24 protein-coding genes are annotated in these 23,966 nt (G+C 68.1%); 18 read left to right on the top strand and 6 right to left on the bottom strand.

The window, feature by feature from the left end; genetic code table 11:
• The first annotated feature begins 158 nt into the window (after positions 1-158).
• Both AC5Y47_RS10705 and AC5Y47_RS10700 read left to right on the top strand, forming a co-directional pair.
• Positions 159-1,559 (top strand): DUF7159 family protein, encoded by a 1,401-nt coding sequence (locus tag AC5Y47_RS10705; RefSeq protein ID WP_499943945.1) that lies wholly within the window; start codon positions 159-161, stop codon positions 1,557-1,559.
• Positions 1,560-1,629: 70 nt separating this feature from the next.
• On the top strand, positions 1,630-2,040 hold the full coding sequence (locus AC5Y47_RS10700; RefSeq protein WP_499943944.1) for an Rv0313 family protein: 411 nt from the start codon (positions 1,630-1,632) through the stop codon (positions 2,038-2,040).
• Here AC5Y47_RS10700 and AC5Y47_RS10695 read toward each other — a convergent pair whose 3' ends face one another.
• The gene (locus AC5Y47_RS10695; RefSeq protein ID WP_499943943.1) at positions 2,041-2,763 is read right to left on the bottom strand and encodes a DUF3060 domain-containing protein; all 723 of its coding nucleotides are present in this window, start codon (positions 2,761-2,763) and stop codon (positions 2,041-2,043) included.
• 47 nt (positions 2,764-2,810) lie between these two features.
• On the opposite strand from AC5Y47_RS10695, the gene AC5Y47_RS10690 reads away from it, so the two are divergent.
• Positions 2,811-3,824, top strand: a complete 1,014-nt coding sequence (locus tag AC5Y47_RS10690; protein WP_499943942.1) for an NADP-dependent oxidoreductase — start codon at positions 2,811-2,813, stop codon at positions 3,822-3,824.
• A 62-nt stretch (positions 3,825-3,886) separates the two neighbouring features.
• Complete coding sequence (locus tag AC5Y47_RS10685; protein ID WP_499943941.1) at positions 3,887-4,759, top strand: glycoside hydrolase family 16 protein; 873 nt, start codon at positions 3,887-3,889, stop codon at positions 4,757-4,759.
• Here the strand turns inward: AC5Y47_RS10685 and AC5Y47_RS10680 are convergent.
• Positions 4,756-4,986, bottom strand: coding sequence for a hypothetical protein (locus tag AC5Y47_RS10680; protein ID WP_499943940.1), 231 nt, complete (start codon positions 4,984-4,986; stop codon positions 4,756-4,758). The two genes, AC5Y47_RS10685 and AC5Y47_RS10680, sit on opposite strands and share 4 nt — an antisense overlap.
• A 95-nt stretch (positions 4,987-5,081) precedes the next feature.
• On the opposite strand from AC5Y47_RS10680, the gene AC5Y47_RS10675 reads away from it, so the two are divergent.
• The 7 genes from AC5Y47_RS10675 to AC5Y47_RS10645 all read left to right on the top strand — a co-directional run bounded on the left by AC5Y47_RS10675 (position 5,082) and on the right by AC5Y47_RS10645 (position 12,073).
• Positions 5,082-5,396 (top strand): hypothetical protein, encoded by a 315-nt coding sequence (locus AC5Y47_RS10675; protein ID WP_499943939.1) that lies wholly within the window; start codon positions 5,082-5,084, stop codon positions 5,394-5,396.
• A gap of 90 nt (positions 5,397-5,486) precedes the next feature.
• A complete protein-coding gene (locus AC5Y47_RS10670; protein WP_499943938.1) occupies positions 5,487-6,977 on the top strand; it encodes a bifunctional phosphatase PAP2/diacylglycerol kinase family protein in 1,491 nt (496 codons plus the stop codon).
• 5 nt (positions 6,978-6,982) lie between these two features.
• Entirely contained in the window at positions 6,983-7,642 is a 660-nt protein-coding gene (locus AC5Y47_RS10665; protein WP_499943937.1) for a class I SAM-dependent methyltransferase, read from the top strand.
• A gap of 110 nt (positions 7,643-7,752) precedes the next feature.
• Positions 7,753-8,055 carry a DUF732 domain-containing protein gene (locus tag AC5Y47_RS10660; RefSeq protein WP_499943936.1) on the top strand — a complete coding sequence of 101 codons (303 nt, stop codon included), beginning with the start codon at positions 7,753-7,755 and terminating at the stop codon, positions 8,053-8,055.
• A 14-nt stretch (positions 8,056-8,069) separates the two neighbouring features.
• Entirely contained in the window at positions 8,070-9,152 is a 1,083-nt protein-coding gene (locus AC5Y47_RS10655; protein ID WP_499943935.1) for a hypothetical protein, read from the top strand.
• A gap of 63 nt (positions 9,153-9,215) precedes the next feature.
• The gene (locus AC5Y47_RS10650; RefSeq protein ID WP_499943934.1) at positions 9,216-9,404 is read left to right on the top strand and encodes a hypothetical protein; all 189 of its coding nucleotides are present in this window, start codon (positions 9,216-9,218) and stop codon (positions 9,402-9,404) included.
• 56 nt (positions 9,405-9,460) lie between these two features.
• Positions 9,461-12,073: a LuxR C-terminal-related transcriptional regulator gene (locus tag AC5Y47_RS10645; protein ID WP_499943933.1), complete on the top strand. Its 2,613-nt coding sequence runs from the start codon at positions 9,461-9,463 to the stop codon at positions 12,071-12,073.
• Positions 12,074-12,075: 2 nt separating this feature from the next.
• Here AC5Y47_RS10645 and AC5Y47_RS10640 read toward each other — a convergent pair whose 3' ends face one another.
• The 3 genes from AC5Y47_RS10640 to AC5Y47_RS10630 are packed head-to-tail and all read right to left on the bottom strand — an operon-like array spanning position 12,076 to position 16,817.
• Positions 12,076-12,837 (bottom strand): alpha/beta hydrolase family protein, encoded by a 762-nt coding sequence (locus AC5Y47_RS10640; RefSeq protein ID WP_499943932.1) that lies wholly within the window; start codon positions 12,835-12,837, stop codon positions 12,076-12,078.
• A gap of 45 nt (positions 12,838-12,882) precedes the next feature.
• On the bottom strand, positions 12,883-15,465 hold the full coding sequence (locus AC5Y47_RS10635) for a flavin-containing monooxygenase (RefSeq protein ID WP_499943931.1): 2,583 nt from the start codon (positions 15,463-15,465) through the stop codon (positions 12,883-12,885).
• Between the two features lie 41 nt (positions 15,466-15,506).
• Positions 15,507-16,817, bottom strand: coding sequence for a VWA domain-containing protein (locus tag AC5Y47_RS10630; protein ID WP_499943930.1), 1,311 nt, complete (start codon positions 16,815-16,817; stop codon positions 15,507-15,509).
• A 59-nt stretch (positions 16,818-16,876) separates the two neighbouring features.
• Between AC5Y47_RS10630 and mtnA the strand changes: the two genes are divergently transcribed.
• From mtnA to AC5Y47_RS10615, 3 genes are all read left to right on the top strand, one after another.
• Complete coding sequence (gene mtnA / locus AC5Y47_RS10625) at positions 16,877-17,851, top strand: S-methyl-5-thioribose-1-phosphate isomerase (protein ID WP_499943929.1); 975 nt, start codon at positions 16,877-16,879, stop codon at positions 17,849-17,851.
• A gap of 277 nt (positions 17,852-18,128) precedes the next feature.
• Entirely contained in the window at positions 18,129-19,715 is a 1,587-nt protein-coding gene (locus tag AC5Y47_RS10620; RefSeq protein WP_499943928.1) for a PE family protein, read from the top strand.
• Positions 19,716-19,794: 79 nt separating this feature from the next.
• The gene (locus AC5Y47_RS10615; protein ID WP_499943927.1) at positions 19,795-20,148 is read left to right on the top strand and encodes a VOC family protein; all 354 of its coding nucleotides are present in this window, start codon (positions 19,795-19,797) and stop codon (positions 20,146-20,148) included.
• Between the two features lie 4 nt (positions 20,149-20,152).
• Here the strand turns inward: AC5Y47_RS10615 and AC5Y47_RS10610 are convergent, their stop codons facing one another.
• On the bottom strand, positions 20,153-20,782 hold the full coding sequence (locus AC5Y47_RS10610) for a winged helix-turn-helix transcriptional regulator (protein WP_499943926.1): 630 nt from the start codon (positions 20,780-20,782) through the stop codon (positions 20,153-20,155).
• 92 nt (positions 20,783-20,874) lie between these two features.
• Between AC5Y47_RS10610 and AC5Y47_RS10605 the strand changes: the two genes are divergently transcribed.
• The 4 genes from AC5Y47_RS10605 (at position 20,875) to AC5Y47_RS10590 (ending at position 23,592) form a co-directional block, all read left to right on the top strand.
• Positions 20,875-21,351: a DUF3237 domain-containing protein gene (locus AC5Y47_RS10605; protein ID WP_499943925.1), complete on the top strand. Its 477-nt coding sequence runs from the start codon at positions 20,875-20,877 to the stop codon at positions 21,349-21,351.
• Positions 21,348-21,803, top strand: coding sequence for a nuclear transport factor 2 family protein (locus AC5Y47_RS10600; RefSeq protein ID WP_499943924.1), 456 nt, complete (start codon positions 21,348-21,350; stop codon positions 21,801-21,803). The genes AC5Y47_RS10605 and AC5Y47_RS10600 overlap by 4 nt, the downstream gene beginning before the upstream one ends.
• A gap of 15 nt (positions 21,804-21,818) precedes the next feature.
• On the top strand, positions 21,819-22,313 hold the full coding sequence (locus AC5Y47_RS10595; RefSeq protein ID WP_499943923.1) for a DUF456 domain-containing protein: 495 nt from the start codon (positions 21,819-21,821) through the stop codon (positions 22,311-22,313).
• Positions 22,314-22,596: 283 nt separating this feature from the next.
• Entirely contained in the window at positions 22,597-23,592 is a 996-nt protein-coding gene (locus AC5Y47_RS10590) for an NAD(P)-dependent oxidoreductase (RefSeq protein ID WP_473140180.1), read from the top strand.
• Positions 23,593-23,966: the final 374 nt, after the last annotated feature.

Genomic DNA, 23,966 nt, shown 5'->3' with positions numbered 1-23,966 from the left:
GAGGTTGATCAGAACAACGCTCGACCCCGACGTGCGCGAGTAGGGTTTTTCCTGGCAAACTGCATAGAAGCCAGTTAAACCATTTCGTCGAAGGCGGCCCGCGCGGTAGGCCGGTCCGCCTAGACCCCGTAACTAGCTCGCACCAGCTTGGAGGGGTTATGGACATCGTGCTCGGGGTATCGATGGAGCCCTCGGCGGTCCGAATGTTGCTGATCGAGGGCGCGAACGCCGACGGCGTCACCGTCGAGGAAGACAGCATCGAAGTCCCGGCGTCCGCCGGTGATTCGACGACCCAGGTGATCGGCGCGCTGATCGGCACCTGGGAAGGCGCCCTCGAGGGCGGGCATCAACTCACCTCGACCGGGCTCACCTGGACCGACCCGAGCCAGGTCGCTGCGCTGCGCGCCGAACTCGCCTCCCGCGAGGTCGGCGGGGTGATGCTGGTGTCGCCGCTGCTGGCCGCGGCGGCGCTGGCCCAGACCGTGGGCGCCGCACTCGACTACCAGTACATCGCGATGCTGTTCGTCGAGTCCGACAGCGCGACCCTGGCCGTCGTCGACATCGCCGACGGCTCGATCGTGGACCTGCACCGACAGTCGTTGCGCGATTCGGTGGCAGCCGAACTGGTGACGATGGTCGCCGGACTGGACGGCCCACAAGCACGCGCCGACGGCGTCTTCCTGGTCGGCTGCGGGGTCGACATCGTCGGCGTCAAGCCCACCCTGGAAGCCGCCACGTCTTTGCCGGTCAGCTGTCCCGAGGAGCCGGAGCTGGCACTGGCCCGCGGCGCGGCGCTGGCCTCGGCGAATGCGCCGCTGTTCGCGTCCTCGACGTCGGCCCTGGCCTATGCGCTGGACCCGGGCACCGGGGAGGTGAGCCCGCGCGCCCTGACCCCGAGCTACCTCGACGTGTGCGCGATGGCCGGGGTGGACGAGGGTTCGCTGGCCTACAGCGCGGTGGACGACGCAGCCGACGACGACCCGGTGGTCCGCGGCAACCGCCGACCCTTGGCGATGGTCGGTGGTGCCGTAGCCGGGGTCGCCGCCGTCGTGGCGGGCGCGTTGGTGATCTCGCTGGCCTCCGATGTCCGGCCCAGCTCGGCCCAACGGTCCGAGCAGCGTGAGATCGTCCAGACACCGCAGGCACCGGCTACCGAGTTGCCCGCGCAGCTGCTGTCGCAGGCGAGTGCGCCACCGCCCGCCGCCCTGCCGCCGACGAGTGCGCCTCCGGCCGCCGCGCCGCCGCCGACCGAGGTGGCCGCCCCACCGCCGGTCGTGGTGGCCCCGGCGCCCCAGACGGTCACCAAACCGGCCCCGGCCCCGGCGGCCATGGCCCCGGCGCCCCAGCCCCGCCGCCAGCCCACCCGACAGGCCCCGCCACCGGTGCAGACCCCCGTGCAGCAGGCTCCGCCGCCGTCGGCGCCCGCCCCGGCGGCCCCGCCGCCCGCGCCCGCCCCGGCCGCGCCGACCCCGATCATGACGGCCTACCTGCACCTACCGTTCTTCTCGATCCCGATCCCGATCAACGCGCCGCCCCCGCCGCCCCCACCGGCTCCTTAGCGCTTGGTGGCGCATCGCGCCGGTTGAGCGCAGACTGGTGGTAATCCATTTCCAGTTGGTAGGAGGTCGCGTGAGCGACAGTGGTTCGTCCGGGGCGTTCGGCTTCGACCCCGACGATTTGGACCGGGTGATCCGGGAAGGTACCGAGGGTCTGCGCGACGCATTCGAGCGGATCGGCAAGTTCGTCGCCGCGCCGGGCGCCCGCTCCGGATGGTCGGCGCTGTTCGACGAGTTCGCGCCGCGCCGCCCGCGGCCCGAGCCCGAGACCACCGGCGAGACCGGTGACGGCGTCTGGGCCATCTACACCGTCGGCGCCGACGGCGACGCGCGCGTGGAGCAGGTGTATGCCACCGAACTCGACGCGCTACGCGCCAACAAGACCAACACCGACCCCAAGCGCAAGGTGCGGTTCCTGCCATACGGCATCGCGGTCAGCGTGCTCGACGACCCGGCGGCCGACGACGCGCCGGAGAACCCCTAGCTAGCCCTGCTCGACCACGTTGTTGCTGCCGCTCTTGCTGATCTTCGGCGAGCCGGAGTGGTAGGTGATCTTGTTGTTCAGGCCGGACGCGTCGATGGTGTCGGCCGTGTCGACGGTGACGATGTTCTGCAAGCCGGACACCGTGACCGTCGCGCAGTGACCGGTCAGGGTCACCGTGTTGGAGATGCCGCTGACGGTGACGGCGTTGCCATTGCAGGTCACGGTGCGGTTCTCGTTGATGCCCGAGACCACCACCTCCTGGCCGGCCGGTGCGGTCGCCGAAGGTGACGGCGCCGAACTCGGCGCGCGGGTCTTACCGGTTTGCGGTGCCGTGGCGCCGCCGGAGGCGGCGGTCGCCGACGTGGTCTCGGTGGTGGGCGTGACGGCGGTTTCGGTGTCGGAGAACTGGCGGGCGACGTAGGCGGCGATGCCACCCACCAGCACCAGCACGCCGACGATGGCGACGGCGGCCAGAATCCAGAACCACCGGAACCCCGATGACGATCGGGGCGTCCCACCGGGGTAGGGGGGCGGGTAGCCATAGGGCGGGGGCCCACCGGGCCCCATCGATGCGTTGACCGGGGGCGGCACCGGCCCCGGCGGCGGCGGCGGATAGCTGTAGCCGCCGCCGCTGTCAGAGCCCAGTTCGGATGCGCGCGCCGCGTCCGCCAGCGGCTGCTCCAGCTCGCGGATCCGGGCTTCCGGGTCGTCCTGCGGGTTCATGGGCAGATGTTCCCATATCCACAGCACGGGCGAATAGGCTCGCGTCCGTGCCCGCATTGCCGAATCGTCAGGTCCTGTTGCGCCGCCGTCCCGCTGGGCTCGTCCGGCCCGACGACACCGAACTCGTCACCCGTCCGGCACCGGCGCCCGCGGCCGGGGAGGCACTGCTGCGCACCACCTACGTGGGCCTGGACGCTGCCGTCCGGACCTGGCTCGACGACCAGCCCAGCTACCTGCCGCCGGTACAGATCGGCGAAGTCATCCGGGCCGCCGGAATCGGGGAGGTCGTCGAATCCCGTTGCGACGCATACGCTGTCGGCGACATCGTCACGACACTGACCGGCTTCCAGGAATACGTCATCATCCGCGATGACGTGTTCAGCACACCGATCCCGGGCGAGGACGACCAACTGGCCATCATGTCGGTGTACGGCCCCACCGGGGCCACCGCCTACTTCGGCATGACCGACATCGGCCGACCGCAGCCGGGGGAGACGGTGGTGGTCTCGGCCGCGGCGGGCGCGACCGGATCGGTGGCGGGACAGATCGCCAAGATCGCCGGGGCCCGGGTGGTGGGCATCGCCGGGGGCCCGGCCAAATGCCGGGCGGTGGTGGAGGACTTCGGTTTCGACGCCTGCATCGACTACAAGAACGACGACCTGGCGGCCGCGCTGAAGCAACACTGCCCGCGCCGGGTGGACGTCTATTTCGACAATGTCGGCGGACCGATCCTCGACGCGGTGCTCGGGCGGCTGGCACCCAAGGCTCGGGTCGTGCTGTGCGGGGTCATCTCCAGCTACCTCACGGGGGAGCATCCGGGACCGGCCAACTACGTCAACCTGCTGTCCAAGACCGCGCTGATGCAAGGGTTCAACGCACTGGATCAGTGGGGTCGCTTCGACGAGGCCTTCGCCAACCTGCGCAGCTGGGAAGCTCAGGGACGGCTGCGGCACCGCCAGACCATCTTCGACGGCATCGAATCGTGCGTCGACGCCCTCAACGGACTATTCACCGGGGCGAACATCGGCAAGACCCTGGTCAAGGTCAGCGATCCCGGCTGAGTCGCGCGGCACACCTCGCCAGACTCCGCGCAGCACCGGGCGGGCTGCTATCGTCCCTTGCCATGCCACAGATGGACCGTCGCCGCATGATCATGATGGCGGGATTCGGCGCGCTGGCAGCCGCGATCCCGACCCCCCCGGCGGGTGCAAGCCCGTCCCGACCGGCCGCGCCGGCCCCCGCGCCGGCCGCCCCGGCCGCGGGCGCGTCCGGCGCCTTCATCTGGCACGACGAGTTCGACGGTCCGGCCGGCTCGGCCCCCGACCCGTCCAAGTGGGCCATTTCCAATCACCGTACGCCGATCCGTAATCCGGTCGGCTTCGACCAGCCGCAGTTCTGGGGTCAGTACCGCGACAGCCGGCAGAACGTCTTCCTCGACGGCAACTCCAACCTGGTGCTGCGCGCCACGCGCGACGGCGGCGGGGTCTTCGGCGGCCTGGTCCACGGTCTGTGGCGGGGCGGCGTCGGCACCACCTGGGAAGCCCGGATCAAGATGAACTGCCTGGGACCGGGCATGTGGCCCGCCTGGTGGTTGTCCAACGACGACCCGGGCCGCAGCGGCGAGATCGACCTGATCGAGTGGTACGGCAACGGCACCTGGCCGTCGGGCACCACAGTGCACGCCAACCCGGACGGGACGGCGTTCGAGACGCACCCGATCGGTGTGGACGGCGCCTGGCACAACTGGCGCGTCCGCTGGGACGTCACCGGCATGTACTTCTGGGTCGACTACACCGACGGCGCGCCGCCCTACTTCTCGGTGCCGGCGACCGGGATCGAGAACCTCGACGAGCCCTTCAAGGAATGGCCGTTCAACGACCCCGGCTACACCGTGTTCCCGGTGCTGAACCTGGCGGTCGGCGGATCCGGTGGCGGTGACCCCGCGGCCGGCAACTACCCGTCGGACATGCTTGTCGACTGGGTGCGCGTCTTCTAGTTACTCAGATACAGGTTCCACAGCCCGTCGTCGCCCTGGCGGCAATCCCAATGCGTGTAGGCGCCGTCGTTGTGCGTGATCTCGACGTGCGGGCCGTCCGCCTGGCATGCGGCCAGCGTCGAATAGGTGCCCTCTACCTGCACTTCGTCGGCGTTGGCCAGGCCCACCGCGGTGGTCATCAGCCCGCCTGCTGCCGCGAGGATGCCGGCGGCGACAACGGTCTTCATGGGAATCCCCTTCCGGACTTGTTGCACCGATGAATTGCCCGAGCAGGGTCTGACGAAACCTGGGCCGGGATTTCGTTCGAACGTATGATCGACAAATGGGTCGCCTGGCGTCGATCGGATACAACGGGCAACCGCTGCGGGGCCCGTTCCGCGTGGTGCGTCCGCCCGTCGCGGTGCTGGTCGACCTGACCGCGTTGTTCCCGCGCGAACCACACCGGTCCGGCCGCTACCACCCCAACGGTCTGCAGCTGCACAAGGTGGTGGAGGGCACGCTGAGCTGCTGGGGTATCTGCGAGCAGGGCGACTGGTGGGGGCTGGTGACCTATCCGGTGCAGTTCGGGGCCAGGCAGAAGGCGGTGACGCACTGGGTGCCGGCCTGGACCCTGCGCCGGAAAGGCGAACGGACGTGATCCGTCCGGGTGGATGACCATGAAACCCCGCCGCTGAGTCCGCATCCCGGCGATCCGATCCGAATGCGCTGACGCGTTAAGGTTGGCCTGGTGAACCTGCGGCCGACGCGACCACTGCACAGCATCAAACAGATCACCCGCGGGCTGGGGGCGCTGGATCGCGAACTGTTCGAGGCCATCGCGGAAACTCCGACCCCGCTGCTGGACACGGCGATGCCGCCGTTGACCCGGGCGGCCGACCATTCCAAGCTGTGGTTCGCCATCGCCGCAGTCCTGCTCGCGACTGGAAAGCATTCGGCGCGGCGCGGCGCGGTGCGGGGACTGGTGACGCTCGGCGTGGCCAGTCTGTTCACCAACCAGGGCGCCAAGCGGATTCGGCAGCGCCCACGTCCGCGTTACGAGTCGGTCCCGCTGATCAGACGGCCGCGCCGCCGGCCGACCTCGAACTCGCTGCCGTCCGGGCACTCCGCCAGCGCCGCCGCGTTCGCGGTCGGTGTGGGTCTGGAAAATCCGCCACTGGGCTTCGGTTTGGCCGTGCTGGCGGGTCTGGTCGGACTGTCGCGGGTGGCCACCGGCGCCCACTATCCCGGCGACGTCGTGATCGGCTTCGGCATCGGGGCCGGCATCGCCGTCGCGGGCAGTCGCCTGGTGCCGCCGATCGTCGAGACCTCGCTGCCGAAAACCGAACCGCTGTGGGTTCCGGTGCCGGAGCGGCCGGACGGCTCGGGCATCGTGCTGGTGGTCAACCCGGCCTCGGGCAGCGGCACCGGGGCCCGCGTCCTCGAACAGGTTCGTGCCGAACTGCCGCAGACCGAGATCGTCGAACTGGTGCCCGGTGAAGACCCGATACCGGTGCTGCGCGACGCCGCCGCACGTGCCGAGGTACTCGGTGTCGCCGGCGGCGACGGCACGGTGTCCGCGGCGGCGGCCGTCGCCGTCGCAGCGCAGCTGCCGCTGGCGGTCTTTCCGGCCGGCACGTTCAACCACTTCGCGAAGGACATCGGCTGCGACACGGTGACCAAGACCGTGCAGGCGGTCCGGCGTGGCAGCGTGGCCGCGGTGGACCTGATGTGCCTCAACGAAAGCCACATGGTGGTCAACACCGCCAGCATCGGCGCTTACCCCGCGTTCGTGCGCAGGCGCGAAAAGCTGGAGCGGCGCATCGGCAAGCCGCTGGCCGGGTTCTACGCCATGCTGAGCACGCTGCGCAACGAACAGCCGGTGCGCATCCGCTACGACAACAAGACGCTGCAGACATCGCTGTTCTTCGTCGGCAATTCCCTTTATCTGCCAACGGGATTCGCGCCGGCCCGGCGGACCAGGATGGACGACGGACTGATCGACGTGCGCATTCTGGAAACCGGCCGGCGGCTGGCGCGCACCAGGATCGTGGCGGCCCTCGCGCTGGGACGGTTGCAACGCAGCCCGCTGTACCACGAGATGCAGGTGCCGCAGTTCACCTTCACCGCCGTGGACGGGCCGACGGTGATCGCCCACGACGGCGAGGTCGGCGACAAGTACGACGAGGCCACGTTCATGTCGAAATATCGGGCGCTTCCGGTTTATCGGCCGGGTGACTGACGCTCATGTCGACACCGTCGTTCACGCCGGCCGCAGGTGACCCGAAGTACACCAGGTATTACGACACGGTCATCGCGCTACTGACCCGTGAGCAGCGTTGGCGCTCGGCCGCGATCGCGCAACTCGGTCTGCAATCCGGTCAGCTTGTTGTCGATATCGGCTGTGGCACAGCATCTTTGGCGATCAGGGTGAAGCAGGCGCAGCCGGACGCGCGGGTGATCGGGGTGGATCCCGACACGCAGATCCTGGCCATTGCGCGGGACAAGGTGCGCAAGGCCGGCGTGGACGTGGAATTCGTGCAGGCCATGGGCGACCAGGCGGCCGAACGCGTCGGGCCGGGCAGCGCCGACAGAGCGGTGTCCAGTCTGGTGCTGCATCAATGCCCGGTGCCGATGAAGAAGGCGATCATCGCCAACATGTTCGCGCTGCTGCGGCCCGGCGGCGAACTCGTCATCGCCGACTACGGATGGCAGCGCAGCGCGCTGATGCGGTTTCTGTTCCGGGGCGTGCAACGCGTCGACGGCAAGGCCGATACCCAGCCCAACGCAGACGGCATCCTGCCGGAGTTGATCGGGCAGGCCGGCTTCGTGGACGTCGCCGAGAAAGCGGTTATTCCGACGGTGACGGGATCCTTCTCGATCTACCACGCGCGTCGGCCGGATTGAATGATCCGGCTATTCAAAACAGCCGAAATGCGCAAAGATCGTCCTAGCTGAACGCATATGTCGGGGGTGCGGCTCACGCGTTTCCAGCAACCGTGCGAAAGGACCCGCCCATGAAAACGATGCTGCGACTCGCCACACCCGCGCTGGCCGTCCTGGCCGTGGTCTGGGCGCCATCGGCGGCGGCCGACCCCAACAGCTTCCTCGACGAGCTGCAGGTCAACAACGTCCACCTGCCGAACAAGACTCCGGCCCAGACGATTGCCGCGGGCAACCAGGTGTGCAGCGACCTGCGCGGTGGTGCTTCGGTGCTGGACGAGATGACCAAGGTCGAACAGCGGTACGGCTTCAGCCAGGGAACGTTGTTCGTCAGCGCCTCGACGACCAACCTCTGCCCCGACTTCGCCAACCACTGATTCAGCGATGCGCTGTGGGCAACAACTGCAGCAAGACGCTGGCCGTGCTCTGCGCGCTGGTGTTGGTGTGCGCGGGGTGCAGTAAGGGCGGCAGCAACCAACCCGCCGCTTCCAGCCCGGGTTCGAGTGCCCAGCCGAGCGGCGGCAAACCCGGTGCCGGGGGACCGTTGTTCGACGGGAACCAGCCGTTCACCAACAACGTCAGCGGAGCCAAGGTCTCCGCGCGCAGTGCCGCCATCATCGCCGCGCTCAGCAACATGGGTGGTTGGGGCAACGACAACGTTTTCCAGGTCGACTTCTCCATTCCGCTGTTCTTCGCCGACAAGAACTCACCACGCATGCAGGTGGTCGCCGACGACAGTTACTGCGACGGCGGGCCGGACTGCGACAAGGTTCCGGCCAAGATGCCGGTGCCGGCCGGCGCCCATTTCGAGGGTTCGTCGGATTTGAGTTGCGACGTGACCGGCAGCACCGACGGCCAGAGCGACTGCCACCTGTTGGTCGCCGAACGTGACGAGCACAAGCTGTACGAGATCTATCTGGGCGGCAAGAAGGGCGATTCGATAACCGCGCACGCCTTCTTCGTGTGGGATTTGAAAAAGAAGTACCCGGAGACGCTGCGGGGTGACCAGTGCACCAGTGCCGACGCCGCCGGGTTCCCGATCGCTGCGCTGCTGCCCACCGCCGACGAAGTCGCCGCGGGTGCGGTCAACCACCCGCTGCGATTCATCCTGCCCAATCCCCGGATGAAGGCGAAGGTGTACGTGCGTCCGGCGACGCACGCCGGCGGCCCGGACAGCGAGGACCCGAACGCTCCTCCCTACGGGGTGCGGTTCCGGCTCAAGGCCGACTTCGACGAGTCACCGTTCTCGGCCTCGGAGAAGGTGATCATCAAGGCGCTCAAGACATATGGGATGCTGCTGGCCGACGGCGGGCAGATACCCCTGACGTTCGCCGACGATTCCAACAACACCGCCAAATGGGAAAGCCTCGGGATCACCGCCCAGTCGTTCAGCAAGGTCGGGGTGGACAGTTTCGAGGTGGTGGAGTCGGGCCCGGAGGTTCCGCTGACCTACGAATGCGTGCGTAATCCCTGAAGCTGCCGAATCGAGTACCGCGCTACTCAGTCGATCCCGGATGCCGGACCGCACGCTGATGCGGTGTCCGACGTTCTGAGCGAGCGTGAGCAAGCGCTGCGCAAACTCCCGCTGCCGTACTCGCTGGCCCTGCGGCTGCGCGACGCCGGTGTCGCGCGGGAAGTGATCTGCGAATACGTCGGTGTCGAAAACGGTTCCCTCGACGGTGTCTATCGGCTGGCTGAGGCGAAACTCATTGCCCTGCAACAGTAGCGGCGCGAGGTTCAGAATCGGCTTCCGTCAGTTGCGTAGCGGGCTACGCTATCGGCGTGCGTCTTTCGTGGCCGCTGATCGGACGGTCGCAGGAATTGGCGGTCATCGAAGCCGCCATTTCCGACGCCACGGCGTCCGGAATCATCGTCTGGGGCACCGCCGGCGTCGGAAAGAGCCGGGTGGCGCATGAAGCACTCGCCGCGGCGGCCGCCGAAGGGTATGAGATCCGTTGGGCGGTCGGCAGCGCATCCGCGCGATCGCTTCCGTTGGGGGCCTTCGCTTCGTGGGTGAGTCTGCCGGATCCCGACCACAGCCAGCTGGTGCATCTGGTCCGCAACGTGATCGAGTCGCTGACCGCCGGAGCGCCCCGCACACCGGTGGCGGTCGCCGTCGACGACGCGCATCTGCTCGACGACTTGTCGGCGTTCGTCCTGCACCAGATCGTCGAACGTCGCGCGGCGAAAGTCCTACTGACCATCCGCAGTGGCGAGCCGGTTCCCGTTGCGGTGCAGGACGTGTGGCGCGGTGCCGCATTCGAACGGCTCGACCTGCAACCCCTCTCGGCCGACGAGGTCGCCACGCTGTTGTCGGCAACACTGGACGGTCCGGTGGATCCCGCTGCCGCGCAACGCATTTGGAAACTAACCCGCGGCAATGCGCTGTATCTGCGCAACATCGTCGAGCAAGAGGTGTCCGACGGACGGTTTGCTATACGGCACGGTTACTGGCGCTGGACTGGTGAACCCGTCGTGCCGCCCAGCTTGGCCGAACTGATCGAGTCGCGGATGGGCACCCTCCCGGGCGCGGTCGGCGAGGTGGTGGACGCGCTTGCGGTGGGGGAGCCGATCGAGCTGGCGTCCTTGTCGCGGATCACCGACCCGGTGGCCGTCGAGGAAGCCGACGTGCGCGGCTTGATCACGCTGGCCACGGTCGACGGCGGCGTGCAGGTCCGGCTGGCCCACCCGCTGTATGGCGAGCTGCGCCGCAAACGGGCCGCGCCCACCAGATTGCGCCGACTGCGGGGCCGGGTCGCCGAAGAGTTGGCCGCGTCCCCGGAACGCGACGAGGCGCGAATGGTGGTGCGGCGCGCGGTATTGAGCGTCGACTCCGACCTTCCGGCAGACCCGGGCTTGCTGCTCACCGCGGCCGAGGGCGCCATGTTCCTGGCCGATGCTCCGCTGGCCGACCGGCTGGCCGAAGCGGCGATCCAGGCGGGCGCGGGAGTGCAGGCCTACCACATCCGCTCGTTCGCGCTGGCGTGGCAAGGCCGCGGCGAGGAGGCCGACGCGGTGGTGGCCGCCACTCCGACCGAGGGCTTCAGCGTGGCCGACCACGTGTACCTGCTCGGGCATCGAGGCTTCAGCAAGCTGTGGGCACTCGCCGATCCCGACGGCGCGAAGCGACATTTCGACGAAGCCGCCGGGATGGCGACGGCGGACACGCGCAGCTGGTCCGACGCCTACCTGACCGTTTATTGGGCGTCGATGGCGCAGCCTGCGAAGGCCCGGGAGTTCGGCGCCGGCCTGGATCTCGAGCAACTGCCCGGAATCATGAGCTCGGCAGCGGCGTGGGCGCTCGCCGTGGCGCACGGGGACGCGGGGTGCGCTGCGGAGGCCAGCCGGGCGGCTGAAATCGGTTATGCCTATGCAGAGCGCGTGGGCACGGCCGCGCACATGCGGCTCCTGATCGTCGACCGGCATGTCGGCGCGCTGCTGCAGTGTGGCCGGTTGACTGAGGCGGGTTCGCTGGCCGAGCAGGCGCGCCGGCAGACGACCGACGTTCCCGGTGTCGCCCAGCAACTCAGCATGGGGATCCGGGGCCGGGTCGCCGCCGCGTCGGGCCGACTGGACGAAGCAAGGGCGCTGCTGGGGACCGTGGTCGAGTTGTTCATGGGCGATTCCAACGGATTTCGCTACCGCTACCTCGTTCCGCTCACCACGGCGCTGGCCATGTCCGGCCGGACCGACGAAGCGGCCGCCGCGCTCGACGCAGTCGAAACCGAACACCACCGAAGTTACGGCTTCGTCGAGTATGAACGAGAACTCGCCCGCGCCTGGCTGGCTGCCGCCCAGGGTGTCGTCAGTGACGCGATCAAGATCGCCTTGTCTGCCGCCGAAAAGACGTGTGCGAGAGGTCAATTCGGCTCCGAGGTGGTGTGCCTGCAGACCGCGGCGCAGTTCGGCGACGGCTCGGTCGCGGTCCGGTTGGGGGAGCTGGAAACGATCGTCGAGGGTCCCCGGGTAGCGGTGGCCGCCAGGTTCGCTGCCGCGTTGAATGCGGGTGACGCGGCCGGATTAACCTCGGTGTCTGAGGAGTTCGAAAAGATGGGCGACCTGGTGGCCGCGACGGATGCGGCTGCCCATGCGGCAATCACCTACCGCCACAAGGGGTTACGAGGATCGGCGCTGGGTTGCTCGACGCGGGCCGACGCGCTGGCCCAGCGCTGCGGCGGGGCGTCGACGCCCGCGCTACGGCAGGCCAGCACGCGCGTTCCGTTCACCGTGCGGGAGCATGAGATCGTGACGCTGCTGGGCGAGGGCCTGTCCAGCCGTGCGGTGGCCGAACGTCTGACGCTGTCGGTGCGCACCGTCGAGGGCCACATCTATCGAGCCATGGCCAAGACCGGCGTCTCCAGTCGCGAGGAACTCGCGGCCCTGCTACGACGCTGACGTCAGGACTCGTCGAGATATGCGTCGGCCCACGCGCCGATGATGCGTCCGGCCCGGCGAGCTTGGCCGCGGGCGGTGAGCAGATGATCGGAGCCCTCCAGGGAAACGAAGCTGCGCGGGTGACGGGCCAATCGGAAGATCTCGCTGGCGTTTTCGATGTCGACGGTGTTGTCGGTGGGTGAGTGCAGGATCAGCAGCGGCAGGCGCAGGCTCTTGATCCTGTCGTGCAGATGGGCCGCGCGGACGTCCTCGACGAACGCTCGTTTGAGGGTCAGTGTGCGCCCGCCCACCATCCATTCGGCTCTGCCCTCGGACAGACAGCGGTCCACCACCGCGTCGTAGTGCTTCTCCACGTGGCTGGGGTCCACCGGCGCGGCTACCGTTACGACCGCGCGGACACCGGGCACCTGGTGTGCCGCGGCGAGTACCGCGGCGCCGCCCCACGAGTGCCCTACCAGGATGTCGGCAGGCGTGCCGCGGTCCGCCATGAACTCGCAGGCCTTGACGATGTCGTCGACCTTGACGGTGAACGACCCGTCTCCCCAGTCGCCTTCGGAGCCATTGAGTCCCAGCGCGTCGAAGCGCAACATGCCGATCCCGTCGGAGGCCAGTTGCTTGCAGATGCGAGCCGCCGCCGGTGATTCCTTGCCCAGGGTGAAGCCGTGGGCGAACACACCCCAGCCGCGCGATTCCTGTTCCGGCGGGTCGACGATCCCGGCCAGGTTCGGGCCCGTGGAACTCTCGAAGGTGACGCGTTCGCCCATCGTCTATCGCCTGTGGTCGTACCGTGCTCGTGACAACGCGCGGCGTCAGTGCGTGGCCGCGCTGAGTGCGAAGAAACCCCGCAGCGCCTCGGCGATCTGGGCCCGGACGGGGGCTCCGGACACCACCATGTCGACCATCGTCAGCGACAGATGCGTGTGCCCCCTCGCCCGCACGAGCTCGGTCGGAACCCCGGCTGCCGCAAGGGCTTCCGCGTACGCGATACCTTCGTCGCGCAGCGGGTCGAACTCCGCCGCCACCACGACCGCCGGTGGCAGCGCCGACAGATCCGGGGTGCGCAACGGGGCGATCCTCGGGTCGGTGCGGACGTCCGGGTCGGCGTACTGGTCGAAGAACCAGGCCATCAGCGGGGCGGTCAGACCGTAGCCCTCGGCGTTCTCGAGGTAAGACGGTCGGGTCTGGTCGGAATCGGTGACCGGAGTGAGCAGGGCCTGCCCGAGAATGGTCGGCCGGGCCGCCTCCCTGGCGAATTGGCAGACCACGGCGGCGATTCCGGCGCCCGCGCTCCAGCCGCCGACGACGAGCTGGCCGGGAATGCCGCCGAGTTCTTCGGCGTGCTCGGCGATCCATTGCGCAGCGGCCCAGCCGTCTTCGAATGCCGCCGGGAATCGGTGTTCGGGGGCATGTCGGTAGTCCACTGACACGATGAGCGTGTCGCTGCGCACGCACAGGTCGCGGCACAGCGGCTCGTCGGATGCCGCGTCGCCGAGAACCCAACCGCCGCCGTGGAAATAGACGACGACGGGATGCGGACCCGGACTCGCGGGCCGGTACAACCGGTAGTTCAGCGGGCCGGCAGCGCCGGGTAGCGTTCCGTCGACTATTGCGCCGACGTCGGGGCCGGGTGGGCGCGCGAGGTTGGTCTCGTCCATGAAGGCCCGTATCCCGTCGACGCCGAGCGACTCCAACGGCGGCAGGTCCAACAACGCCATCTGCTCCAGCACCATCTGGACGTCGGGCTGCAAGCGGCGGATTATGCCGTCGTTGCATTGCGAACCGTCCTGGCCGGACAACCGGAAACCCAGGTAGTCGCGAGCCACCAACTCGTCGCACGCCACCCGGTAGAAGTCGACCCCGGCGGCGTAGGCCATGAACACCCGCGGCTTGCCGGGGATGTTGGCGCCGACGTACCACGAATTCGCTTGCGGGAACAGTGTTATGGCTGCCGCATCGGCCACGTGCTGCATCCAGCCGGCCTCGGCGAGCACGGTGGGTTCGATCCGGTCGAAGCCGCGGTTGCGCAGATACGTCAGCGTGTCGGCGACGAAGTCGACGTGTTGCTCGATCGACACCGCCATGTTCGACAGCACCGAGGGGCTGTTGGGGCCGGCGATCAGGAAGAAGTTCGGGAACCCTTCGGTGGTCAGCCCCAGGTACGTGTCCGGACCGTTCGACCATTTTGTCTTCAGCTCGAGTCCGTCGCGGCCGACGATGTCGATCGCCGCGACCGCGCCGGTGATGGCGTCGAAGCCGGTGGCGAACACGATCGCGTCGAATTCGAAAGACTCACCGGCGGTGTCGATCCCGGTGCTCGACACGCCCAGCAGCGGCTGCTGCTGCAGGTTGACCAGCCGCACATGGGGCAGGTTGAACGTGGCGTAGTAGCCGGTGTCCAGGCACAGTCGTTTGGCGCCGACGGGATAGGTGGTGGGGCACAACGTATCCGCCGTCTGTGGATCGTGCACGATGCCGCGGATCTTGGCGCGGACGAAGTCGGCGAAGTCGGCGTTGGCCAGCGGGTTGCTCATGGTGTCGGCGTAGAGATTGAGCACCTCCAGCAATTCGCCGCGCCGCCAACACTCTTCGTATCGTCGCTGCCTTTCCTCGAGGGGCACCGAGAACCACGGGGTGATGGTGCGTTCCACCGGCACCCCGCCGAACGAGTACCGGGCCGCCTGCCGGTAGGCACCGTCGTCGGCGAGCGCGGCCAGCTTGTCCGGTGCGATCGGACCGTTGTGCGCGGGGATCGAAAAGCACGGCGTCCGTTGGAATACCGTGAGCTGCGCGGCCTGCGCCGCGATCAGCGGGATCGACTGAATCCCCGACGACCCGGTGCCGATCACCCCGACACGTTTACCGGTGAAGTCGACCGGCTCATGTGGCCAGCGACTGGTGAAATACACCTCACCGGCGAAGTTCTCGATGCCGCGGATGTCGAGCTCTTTCGGCACCGACAGGCAGCCGGTCGCCATGATCAGGTAGCGGCAGGTGATTTCGCGGCCGTCGTCGGTGCGCACATGATACCCGGGCAGATCGTCGTCCCAGTGCGCGTGGGTGACCCGGGTGCCGAATTGCATGTCGCGACGAAGGTCGTGCTTGTCTGCGACGTGGTTCAGATACCGCAGGATCTCGGGCTGGGTGGCGTACTTCTCCGACCACTGCCAGTCCCGCGACCACTCCGGATCGAAGCTGAACATGTAGTCCAGGCTCGGTATGTCGACGCGGGCCCCCGGGTAGCGATTCCAATACCAGGTGCCGCCGATATCGTCGCCCGCCTCAAAGATGCGCATCGAATGGTCCGCGCACCGCAAGCGATACGCGGCGTACAGGCCCGCGAAGCCGGCGCCCACGACGACGACGTCCACATCGGTGTGGTGTACATCACTCATGCGCCCATCATTGGCCACTGGGGCGCGTTTTGGTAGAGCGCTCAGAACCCTCTGCCGACAATGCCGGCATTACGCGCCGCGCCCAGCCAATCCGGGAACTCCGTCATGACCTTGTCGTAGAACGCTTCGTCGCTCAGTGCCCGCACCTGCTCGACGGCGAAGAACCCGGCGTTGTCGATCTCGCGGCCGGTCAGTTCGTCGAGTTTGTGCAGGAACGGGAAGTCGCTTTCCCGCCCGATCGCCATGAACTGGATGAACATCGGCAACCCGGACGCGCGCAGGACGGCGTCCGCGGCGTTCTTACGGTCGCTGTTGCCGCCGTCGGTGATGAAGGCGACGTAGGTGGGCAGCCGGGCGCCGCGCTCCAGATTGCCGGCGATCTGCTCGATCGGCGGGGCGTACTTCGTCATGCCCCAGATGCCCTTGCGGTTGATGGCGCGGTCGGTCCAGCCTTCGCGGTTGGCCAGGGTGACGGGTTCACCTTCGTGCACGCGGTGATCGAACAGGAGGGTGTCGACGGTGCCGTTGTCGTCGAAAAGCAGTGCGAGAGCGAGGAACCGGTCGATGAGTTCCTGGTAGCTGCCGTTGCTGAACAACGGGCGCGACGAGCCGGAGACGTCGAGCACCAGGATCACCTCGGCGCGCTCGCCGAGGAATCCCCGCTTTTCCAGGGAGACGGTGGCGGCGTCGAATTTCTTCAGCAGTACCGGCGACTTGTCCGAGACGGCCTTGCGCAGGTTGATCTGTCGCTGCTTGTTCATGTCGATCGTCGGCGGCGCTTGCGGCGTTTGGGGCGCTTGGGGCGCGGGCGGCGGCGTGGCCGGTTTGTCGTCGACGGAGATCCCGAACTCGGTCGCGATGCCGGCCAGCCCCGTGTCGTAGCCCTGGCCGACCGCGCGGAACTTCCACGCGCCCTGCCGGCGGTACAACTCGCCGAAGATCAGTCCGGTCTCGGTGGTCAGCCCAGAGATCGAATAGCTCGCCACCGGTGTGCCGCCGGATGACACCTTGATCGACAGTCCGGGCAGTTGCGCGAATGACTGACGCTTGGCGGCGGCGTCGTGAATGGAGGCCACGAACGCGATGCGGTCGACGACGTCGGGGACGGCCGGTGCGTTGACCACCAGGCGGTCCCCGCCCGTCTGGATCGAACCGGTGTGCCGCACCGACCCGTCACGCGAGGTGGGCTGGTTGTAGAAGATGAGATCGGTGTCGTCGCGCACCTTTCCCGCCGTGGTCAGCAGCAGCGCGCTGGCGTCGGCATCGACTCCGGCGACGGCCTGCCAACTGACTTCGACGGTCAGCTCGGCAGTGGGTACCGGTGCGTTGGCGCCCTTGGTCAACTCGGCCATGACCCTCCGATTCGTCCGATCGTGGCTACAGCGTAAACGGGCGTGCGTAGGGTCGGCTGGTGCACAGGACCATCGACTGGGACGGCGATGCGGTCACGATCATCGACCAGACCGCGCTGCCGGTTGATTACCGCCTGTTGCGGCTGCGCACGGTCGACGAGCTGATCGACGCGATCCGTCGCCTGGCCGTGCGCGGAGCGCCGGCGCTGGGGGCGGCGGGCGCGCTCGGCGTGGTGCTCGCGGTCTGCGAGGGCGGCGACGTCCGGGCTGCGGCTCATCGAGTTGCGGCGGCCCGACCGACCGCGGTGAACCTCAGCTGGGGAGTGGCACGTGCGCTGGAGCGGCTGGACCAGGGTGCCGAAGCCGTGCTCGCCGAAGCCCTGGAAATTCTCGACGAGGACGAGCGGCTGAACCGGACCGCATCCGCTTGCGCCGCCGAGATCGTCCTGGAGTTGTGCGGTCGCCGGCCGCTGCGGTTGCTGAGTCATTGCAATGCCGGCCATCTCGCCACCGTGGCGTGGGGCAGCGCGCTGGGCGTCGTCTGGCATCTGCACGAGCGCGGACTGGTGGAGTCGGTGCTGGTCGACGAGACCCGACCACTGCTGCAGGGCGCCCGGCTCACCGCCTGGGAGCTGGCCCAGGCGGGTGTGCCGTACCGGGTGCAACCGGACGGCGCGGCCGCGGCGGCGATGGCGCGTGGCCTCGTCGACTGCGTGCTCGTCGGCGCCGACCGGATCGCGTCGAATGGCGACGTCGCCAACAAAATCGGCACCTACGGCTTGGCCATCGCGGCGCGTCACCACGATGTGCCTGTCGTCGTCGTGGCACCCTCGTCCACGATCGACGGGTCGCTTGGCACGGGTGCCGAAATCGCCATCGAGGAACGCGCGCCTGACGAACTGCGGACCTTTGCCGGGTCTGCCGTCACTCCGTTGGATGCCGCGGTGTTCAACCCCGCCTTCGACGTGACGCCGTTTGGATTGATCAGCGCGGTGGTCACCGAGCGCGGGCGCTACGCCCCGCCCTCGCTTTGACTGTGAAGCCTGGGCGTTGCGGGTGAAGCCTGGGCGTTGCGGGTGAAGCCTGGGCGAGGAATCGTCGATTTTTTCGCCCTGCGCTCACCGGCGAAGCCGTGGATTCACAATCAAAGCCGACGTTTCACACCGACGGGTCGATGTCAGCCCTCAATCTCGGCGAAACCCCACGATGTCGTGCTCTGAAGCGAGATCATGTATCTAGCCGCATATTGATCGCGGCGATTCCCCGGGGGGGCATGGCCTGAGCGCCATGGCGCACTGGGAGGTGTCCAATATGTCGTTTCTATTCGCAGCGCCAGAGGCGCTGGCAACGGCAGCAGCGAATCTGGCCGATATCGAATCGGCGTTGAACGCCGCCAACGTTGCCGCGAGAGCGCAGACGACGGCGGTACTGGCGGCGGGCGCCGACGAGATCTCAGCAGTAATCGCGACGCTGTTTTCCGGGCACGGCCAGGGATATCAGGCGATCAGCGCCCGGGCGGCGGCGTTTCATGATCAATTCGTGCAGACCTTGACTACCGGTGCGGCCTCGTATGCCAGTGCTGAAGCCACCGCCGCCACACCCCTGCAACCTGTCCTCACCGCGATCAATGCGCCCTTCCTGGCGCTGACCGGGCGTCCCCTGATCGGCAACGGAATCAACGGAGCCCCGGGCAGTGGGGCCAACGGCGGAGCCGGCGGAATCCTGATCGGCAGCGGCGGCAACGGCGGGTCCGGCGGGGCCGGTCAAAACGGAGGTGCCGGCGGCGCCGCGGGGCTGCTGGGCACCGGTGGGGCAGGCGGGGCGGGCGGTCCGGGCACCACCAACGGCGGCACCGGTGGAGCCGGTGGGCTCTTGTTCGGCGCTGGTGGCAGCGGTGGCGCCGGCGGATTCAACGCCGCGGGCTCCGGCGGCAACGGCGGCGCGGGCGGGGCAGGCGGGTTGTTCAGCTCGGGCGGCGCCGGTGGCGCGGGTGGCAGCGGTAACGGCGTCGGAGGCAACGGTGGGGCGGGCGGAGTCGGTGGCACCGCGGGGCTGTTCGGCAGCGGCGGGACTGGCGGGATGGGCGGGTACACCGAGACCGCCGTCGCGGGCCCGGGCGGTGCCGGCGGTGCCGGCGGGTTCGTCGGTAGCGGCGGTACCGGCGGCTTCGGCGGTGCGGGCGCCAAAGCCGGTGCAATCAACGGTGATGGCGGGGCCGGTGGCCACGGGGGCACCTTCGGCGGTGACGGCGGGACCGGCGGCACCGGCGGAGGCGGCGGCGCGATCAACGGTAGTGGCGGGGCCGGTGGGGCGGCCGGCATGTTCTTCGGCGATGGCGGGGACGGCGGCGCCGGTGGCGGTGGGGGCTTGTTTGCCGGTGACGGTGGGGCCGGTGGCGCGGCCGGCTTATTCGCCGGAGCCGGCGGCACGGGCGGTGCCGGCGGCACATCAGCCGCCATCGGCGGGAAGGGCGGGGCCGGCGGCCGCGCCGGCATGCTCATCGGAACCGGCGGCAGCGGTGGCGGCGGTGGTGCCGCCTCGAACGCCGCGATCGGCGGGGACGGTGGGGCCGGCGGCCAGGCGGGATTGCTCTTCGGCGAGGGCGGCGCCGGCGGCGCCGGCGGTACCAGCGCGATTATCGGTGGGAAGGGCGGGGCTGGTGGCACGGCCGGGCTGATCGGCAACGGCGGCCACGGTGGTGACGGCGGGATGAACGTCACCATCAACCCGAGCGGCGTCGGCGGCGACGGTGGTCAGGGTGGCAACGCCCTGCTGATCGGCAATGGCGGTGACGGCGGCAGCGGCGGCACCAGCGTCAACCCGGGCAAAGCCGGAAAGGCCGGCGCCGGCGGCACCGGCGGGGTGCTCGGTTTGGACGGATCGCCCGGGGTTCCGTAGTCCGATCCTGAGCTACTGCTGGTCTGCCGATGAATTTGCCTTCCGGTCGGAGTCTTACCAACCGGAAGGGAGGCACTCAATGCAGGTACAGCATGTGCTGGCGGTCGTTCCGGTGACCGACATCGAAGCGGCAACGCACTGGTACTCCGGCTTCTTCGGTGCGCCGCCTAGCAACAACCCGATGCCGACACTGGCCGAGTGGCGGTCGACCAGCACGGGCTGGATCCAGGTTTTCGCCGACGCGGAGAAGGCCGGCAGGACGGCGGTCAACCTCGCCGTCGAGGATTTGGATGCGGCGGTCGGTGATCTCGCCGAGCGCGGATACGCGCCGGGGGAGATCCAGGACGTGAACAAGGGAGTGCGGCTGTCGGCGCTGATCGACCCGGATGGCAACACGATCACCTTGATCAGCGGTTTTCGCGAAGTTTATTAACCGGCTATCGACCGAATATCACCGCGAGTTGACGCACGGCGGCGCGGCGACCCTCGACGGTCAGGGCTCCGGACGAGACCAAGTCGGCGAAATGAGCTGGATTCGTCGCTGCCGCAAGGGCTTCCACCGGGCCGCTCAAGGTGACGTCCGGCTCTGCCGTCGTAGGTTCGACGGTGTTCTCGTCGATGTGCAACGTGGTCGATCCCTCCGGCGTCGTCAGTTGCAGCACCAGGTCGACGCCGGGTCGTTCGGCTCGCACGTACGCCCGCACCGCCCTGGCGAGCCATTCGGGACGCACCTGATCGCCGGGATTGCGAGTGTGGAGCAGACGACGGCCCCATCGGGCGAACGCATTGACCACGTCCTCGAGCGCACGGCCCTCGTCGGTCAATTCGTAGACCTTCGCCGCGGCCGGTGGCGGCAGGTCGCGACGCGCGACCAAGCCGTTGTTTTCCAGATCCCGCAGCCGTGCCGCCAGCATGTCGGTCGCGATCGGTGACAGCCCATGCAGCAGATCGACATAACGGCGCGGACCGTCGAGCAGCTCCCGCACCACGAGCAATGTCCAGCGATCGCCAACCAGGTCAAGGCTTTTCGCCAGCGCGCAATGCTGACCGTACGACTTGGCTGCCACACCATGACCGTATCAGATACTTGCCTATACCAAGTTATCACTTGGTTTCTCCAAGTGATAGGCGTAGCTTCGGAGTGTCGGAAGGAACCACTATGACCGTCCTCGTCGATATCGACGCACGCCCGTCGCTGGAGCACTTGCTCGACATTCGCATCGAATTCGACCCGGTGCAGATCTTCCCGACGCCGGTAGGCACCCGGTTCACCTACGTGGTCCGGCGCGGGCGCTGCGAGGGTCCCCGCATCGCCGGCGACATCTTGCCGGGCGGCGGCGACTGGATACTGTTCGGCACCGACCGGGTGGCACGACTGGATGTTCGGGCCACGCTGCGGACGGACGACGGGGCGCACATCCACGTCACCAACACCGGCCGGGTGCACATGAGTCGTGCGGCGACCGACCGGTTCGCCGCGGGCGAGCTGATCCGGCACGACGAGATGATCGCCCGATCCAGCCCCCTGTTCGACACCGACGATCCCCGCTACCGGTGGCTCAACGCAATTCACACGGTGGCCATCAACGAGGTGTCGCTTTCTGAGGTCCGCTACCGAGTTTTCGCGGTCCGATGAGCGCGTTACGCGCCCTCTACCGGCGCTACCTACTGGCCTGGGAGTCCCGCGACGTCGACGCGATCGTCGCGCTCCATGCCGCAGACACCATGTTCTGGCTGCATCACGGCCGAGGCCCGGTGACCGGTCGTGTCGCCGTGCATGACGAGTTCACGGCCATGTTCGCCGCACTCCCCGGCTTCGGGTTCGACGTCCACCGAACCCAATTCGGTTCTCGGCATTGGGTTTTGGATTGGACGCTGACCTGTCTATTGCCGGAGGGCGACGGACCCGGTCGGGCGGTCAGCTGGGACTGCATCGATCTGGTGACCGTGACCGACGATTGGCAGGTGGCACGCAAGGACACGTTCGTCGACGGTGTCGCCTTCGGGCGCCTCGTCAGCGCGCGAAAAACGTTTGTTGAGGATCGGGCTGCTCCCGCGCTGGTGGACACGAACCGTAGCGACCACTAGAGATACCTTGAGAAGATGAGTGCTGTCGGCATCGTCCTCGTAGCACTCGCGATCGCCGTCGGAATCATCGGCATCGTGGTGCCGGTATTGCCGGGCACGCTGCTGGTGCTCGGTGCGATCGTGGTGTGGGCCGTCGTGGAGAACAACATCACCGCGTGGGTGACGCTCGGCGTGGTGGTCGTGCTGCTCGGTGCGGCGACATTTATCAAGTACACCTGGCCGGTGAAGCGGATGCGTGCCGCCGACGTGCGCACGCTGAGTTTGGCGGCGGGCGCGGGACTGGGCATCATTGGTTTCTTCGTGATCCCGGTGATCGGCCTGGCGATCGGCTTCGTGCTGGGCGTCTACGCGGCGGAACTGGCCGCCCGCGGAGACCAGCGGCTGGCATGGGCATCGACGAAGCACGCCGTGAAAGGCGTCGCGTTGTCGATGGGTGTCGAGCTCGCCGGCGCGCTGCTCGCCACGGTTGCGTGGGTGTTCGGGGTGTGCCTAACCCAGTTGGCATCTTGATTCATCTCGGCAGCCCGATATGCGCAGCGCCGGTAAATGCGCTGTCGTGGAGCCGATGACGGGAATCGAACCCGCGTATTCAGCTTGGGAAGTCGAACGGCGGCGTCTGGTCGGCTCTGTCGAGGTTTGCGCTGGTCTGCCGAGCTGGGCGAATCGTCTGGTCCTGTCCGCCCAAGTCCGGGGTTGTGGGCCTCAGTTGTGACATCGGTGTGACAACGAGGTGCTGATTTGCGAGGGGCGTTGGGGTGGGTCGGAAGGAGCATGACCCGCATCCGGTAGCAGTATGGTTCCCGGTCTGGCGACTTCGCCGCTCATCCGTCCGTTCGACCGGCAACTGAGGAGAAACATTCCGATGCGAGTGCTCGTCAGTCACGAGGACGACGACAGAGTCGGCGTTGACCTGCTTGGTCGCGTCGACGGACTCGAGGTCGTCATCTACGACCCCAGCGGGCCACTCTCACCTGAGCAGTGCGACGCTGCGATCCTGATCCCGCCGTACCGCAGCAGCCATCGCCCGATCCCGCTGTTGAAAGAACTCCGCGGCCTCCGCATGGTTCAGCTTCTGTCCGCGGGGGCCGACGAGTGGGCTTCTGACGTGCCGCCTGACGTCATCCTGGCCACCGCCCGCGGGGCACATGCCGGACCCGTCTCTGAGTGGGTGCTGTCAGCGATCCTGTGCCTCTACCGTCAGTGGCCGGCGCTCGTGGATTTCAAGCGGGAGCACACGTGGGCGCATCGTCGCGTTGCCGCCGACACTCTCGCTGGGAGCCGGGTGTTGATTCTCGGAGCGGGTGCAATTGGTGGGGCCGTCGCCGAGCGACTGCGGGCATTCGACGCTCTACCTGTCCTTATTGCCAGTCGGGAACGCGCCGGCGTGCTCAGCCCGGAAGCAGTGCCCGAGATTCTGCCGACGTGCGATGCGGTCGTTATTACCGCGCCGCTGACCGACTCGACGCAGGGCATGGTCGACGTGGCATTCCTCGGTGCACTCCCGGATGGCGCCCTGGTCGTCAACGCCGCCCGCGGCAAGATCGTTGACACCGACGCACTCGTAGCGGAGTTGCAGACTGGGCGACTGCGGGCGGCCCTCGACGTCACTGAGCCTGAGCCGCTGCCGGAAGACCATCGCCTCTGGGATTGCCCAGGCACGATCATCAGCCCTCACATGGCGCGGACCGTGCCAGGAACGAACGCCCTCTGCTACGCCGTGGCCGCAGAACAGATACGCACGTTCCTGAGTGGAGGATCGCCGTCGAACGCGGTGGTTGCCGGTAGCTGACGCGTTGCTCTTAGCGGGGAAGCGTGGCCCAGTGCGCGAATCAGCGAGTACATCGACGCAGCGAAGGATCAGGTCGCAGACTTCATCGCGCCGGGTGTCGTGGCCGGCAACGGCCTGGACGACGGTCCCCACTGACGCGCCACGAAGGCCGACCGCGCGAATTTGGACCCCGCCGCCACGTAGTGGTGGTGGGGCGGTTCGTATCGGAGGAGGGTTGAGGGCGCGGCGTTCCGGCTGATCGGTGCCGAAGCGCAGCAGCGGCAATTGGACCCGGAGAGCAGCAGGCGTGCTGCGGACCGCCGTTGTGGGCGACGAATGCTCGGCGCGATGGCGGAAACTTTGGCCGCAGGTATGAGATGGCAGGAGTTAATGAA

Source organism: Mycobacterium sp. NGS22, from assembly GCF_059813095.1.
The sequence above is the reverse complement of the archived record's forward strand: the minus strand, read 5'-3'. Positions and strand labels throughout refer to the sequence as shown.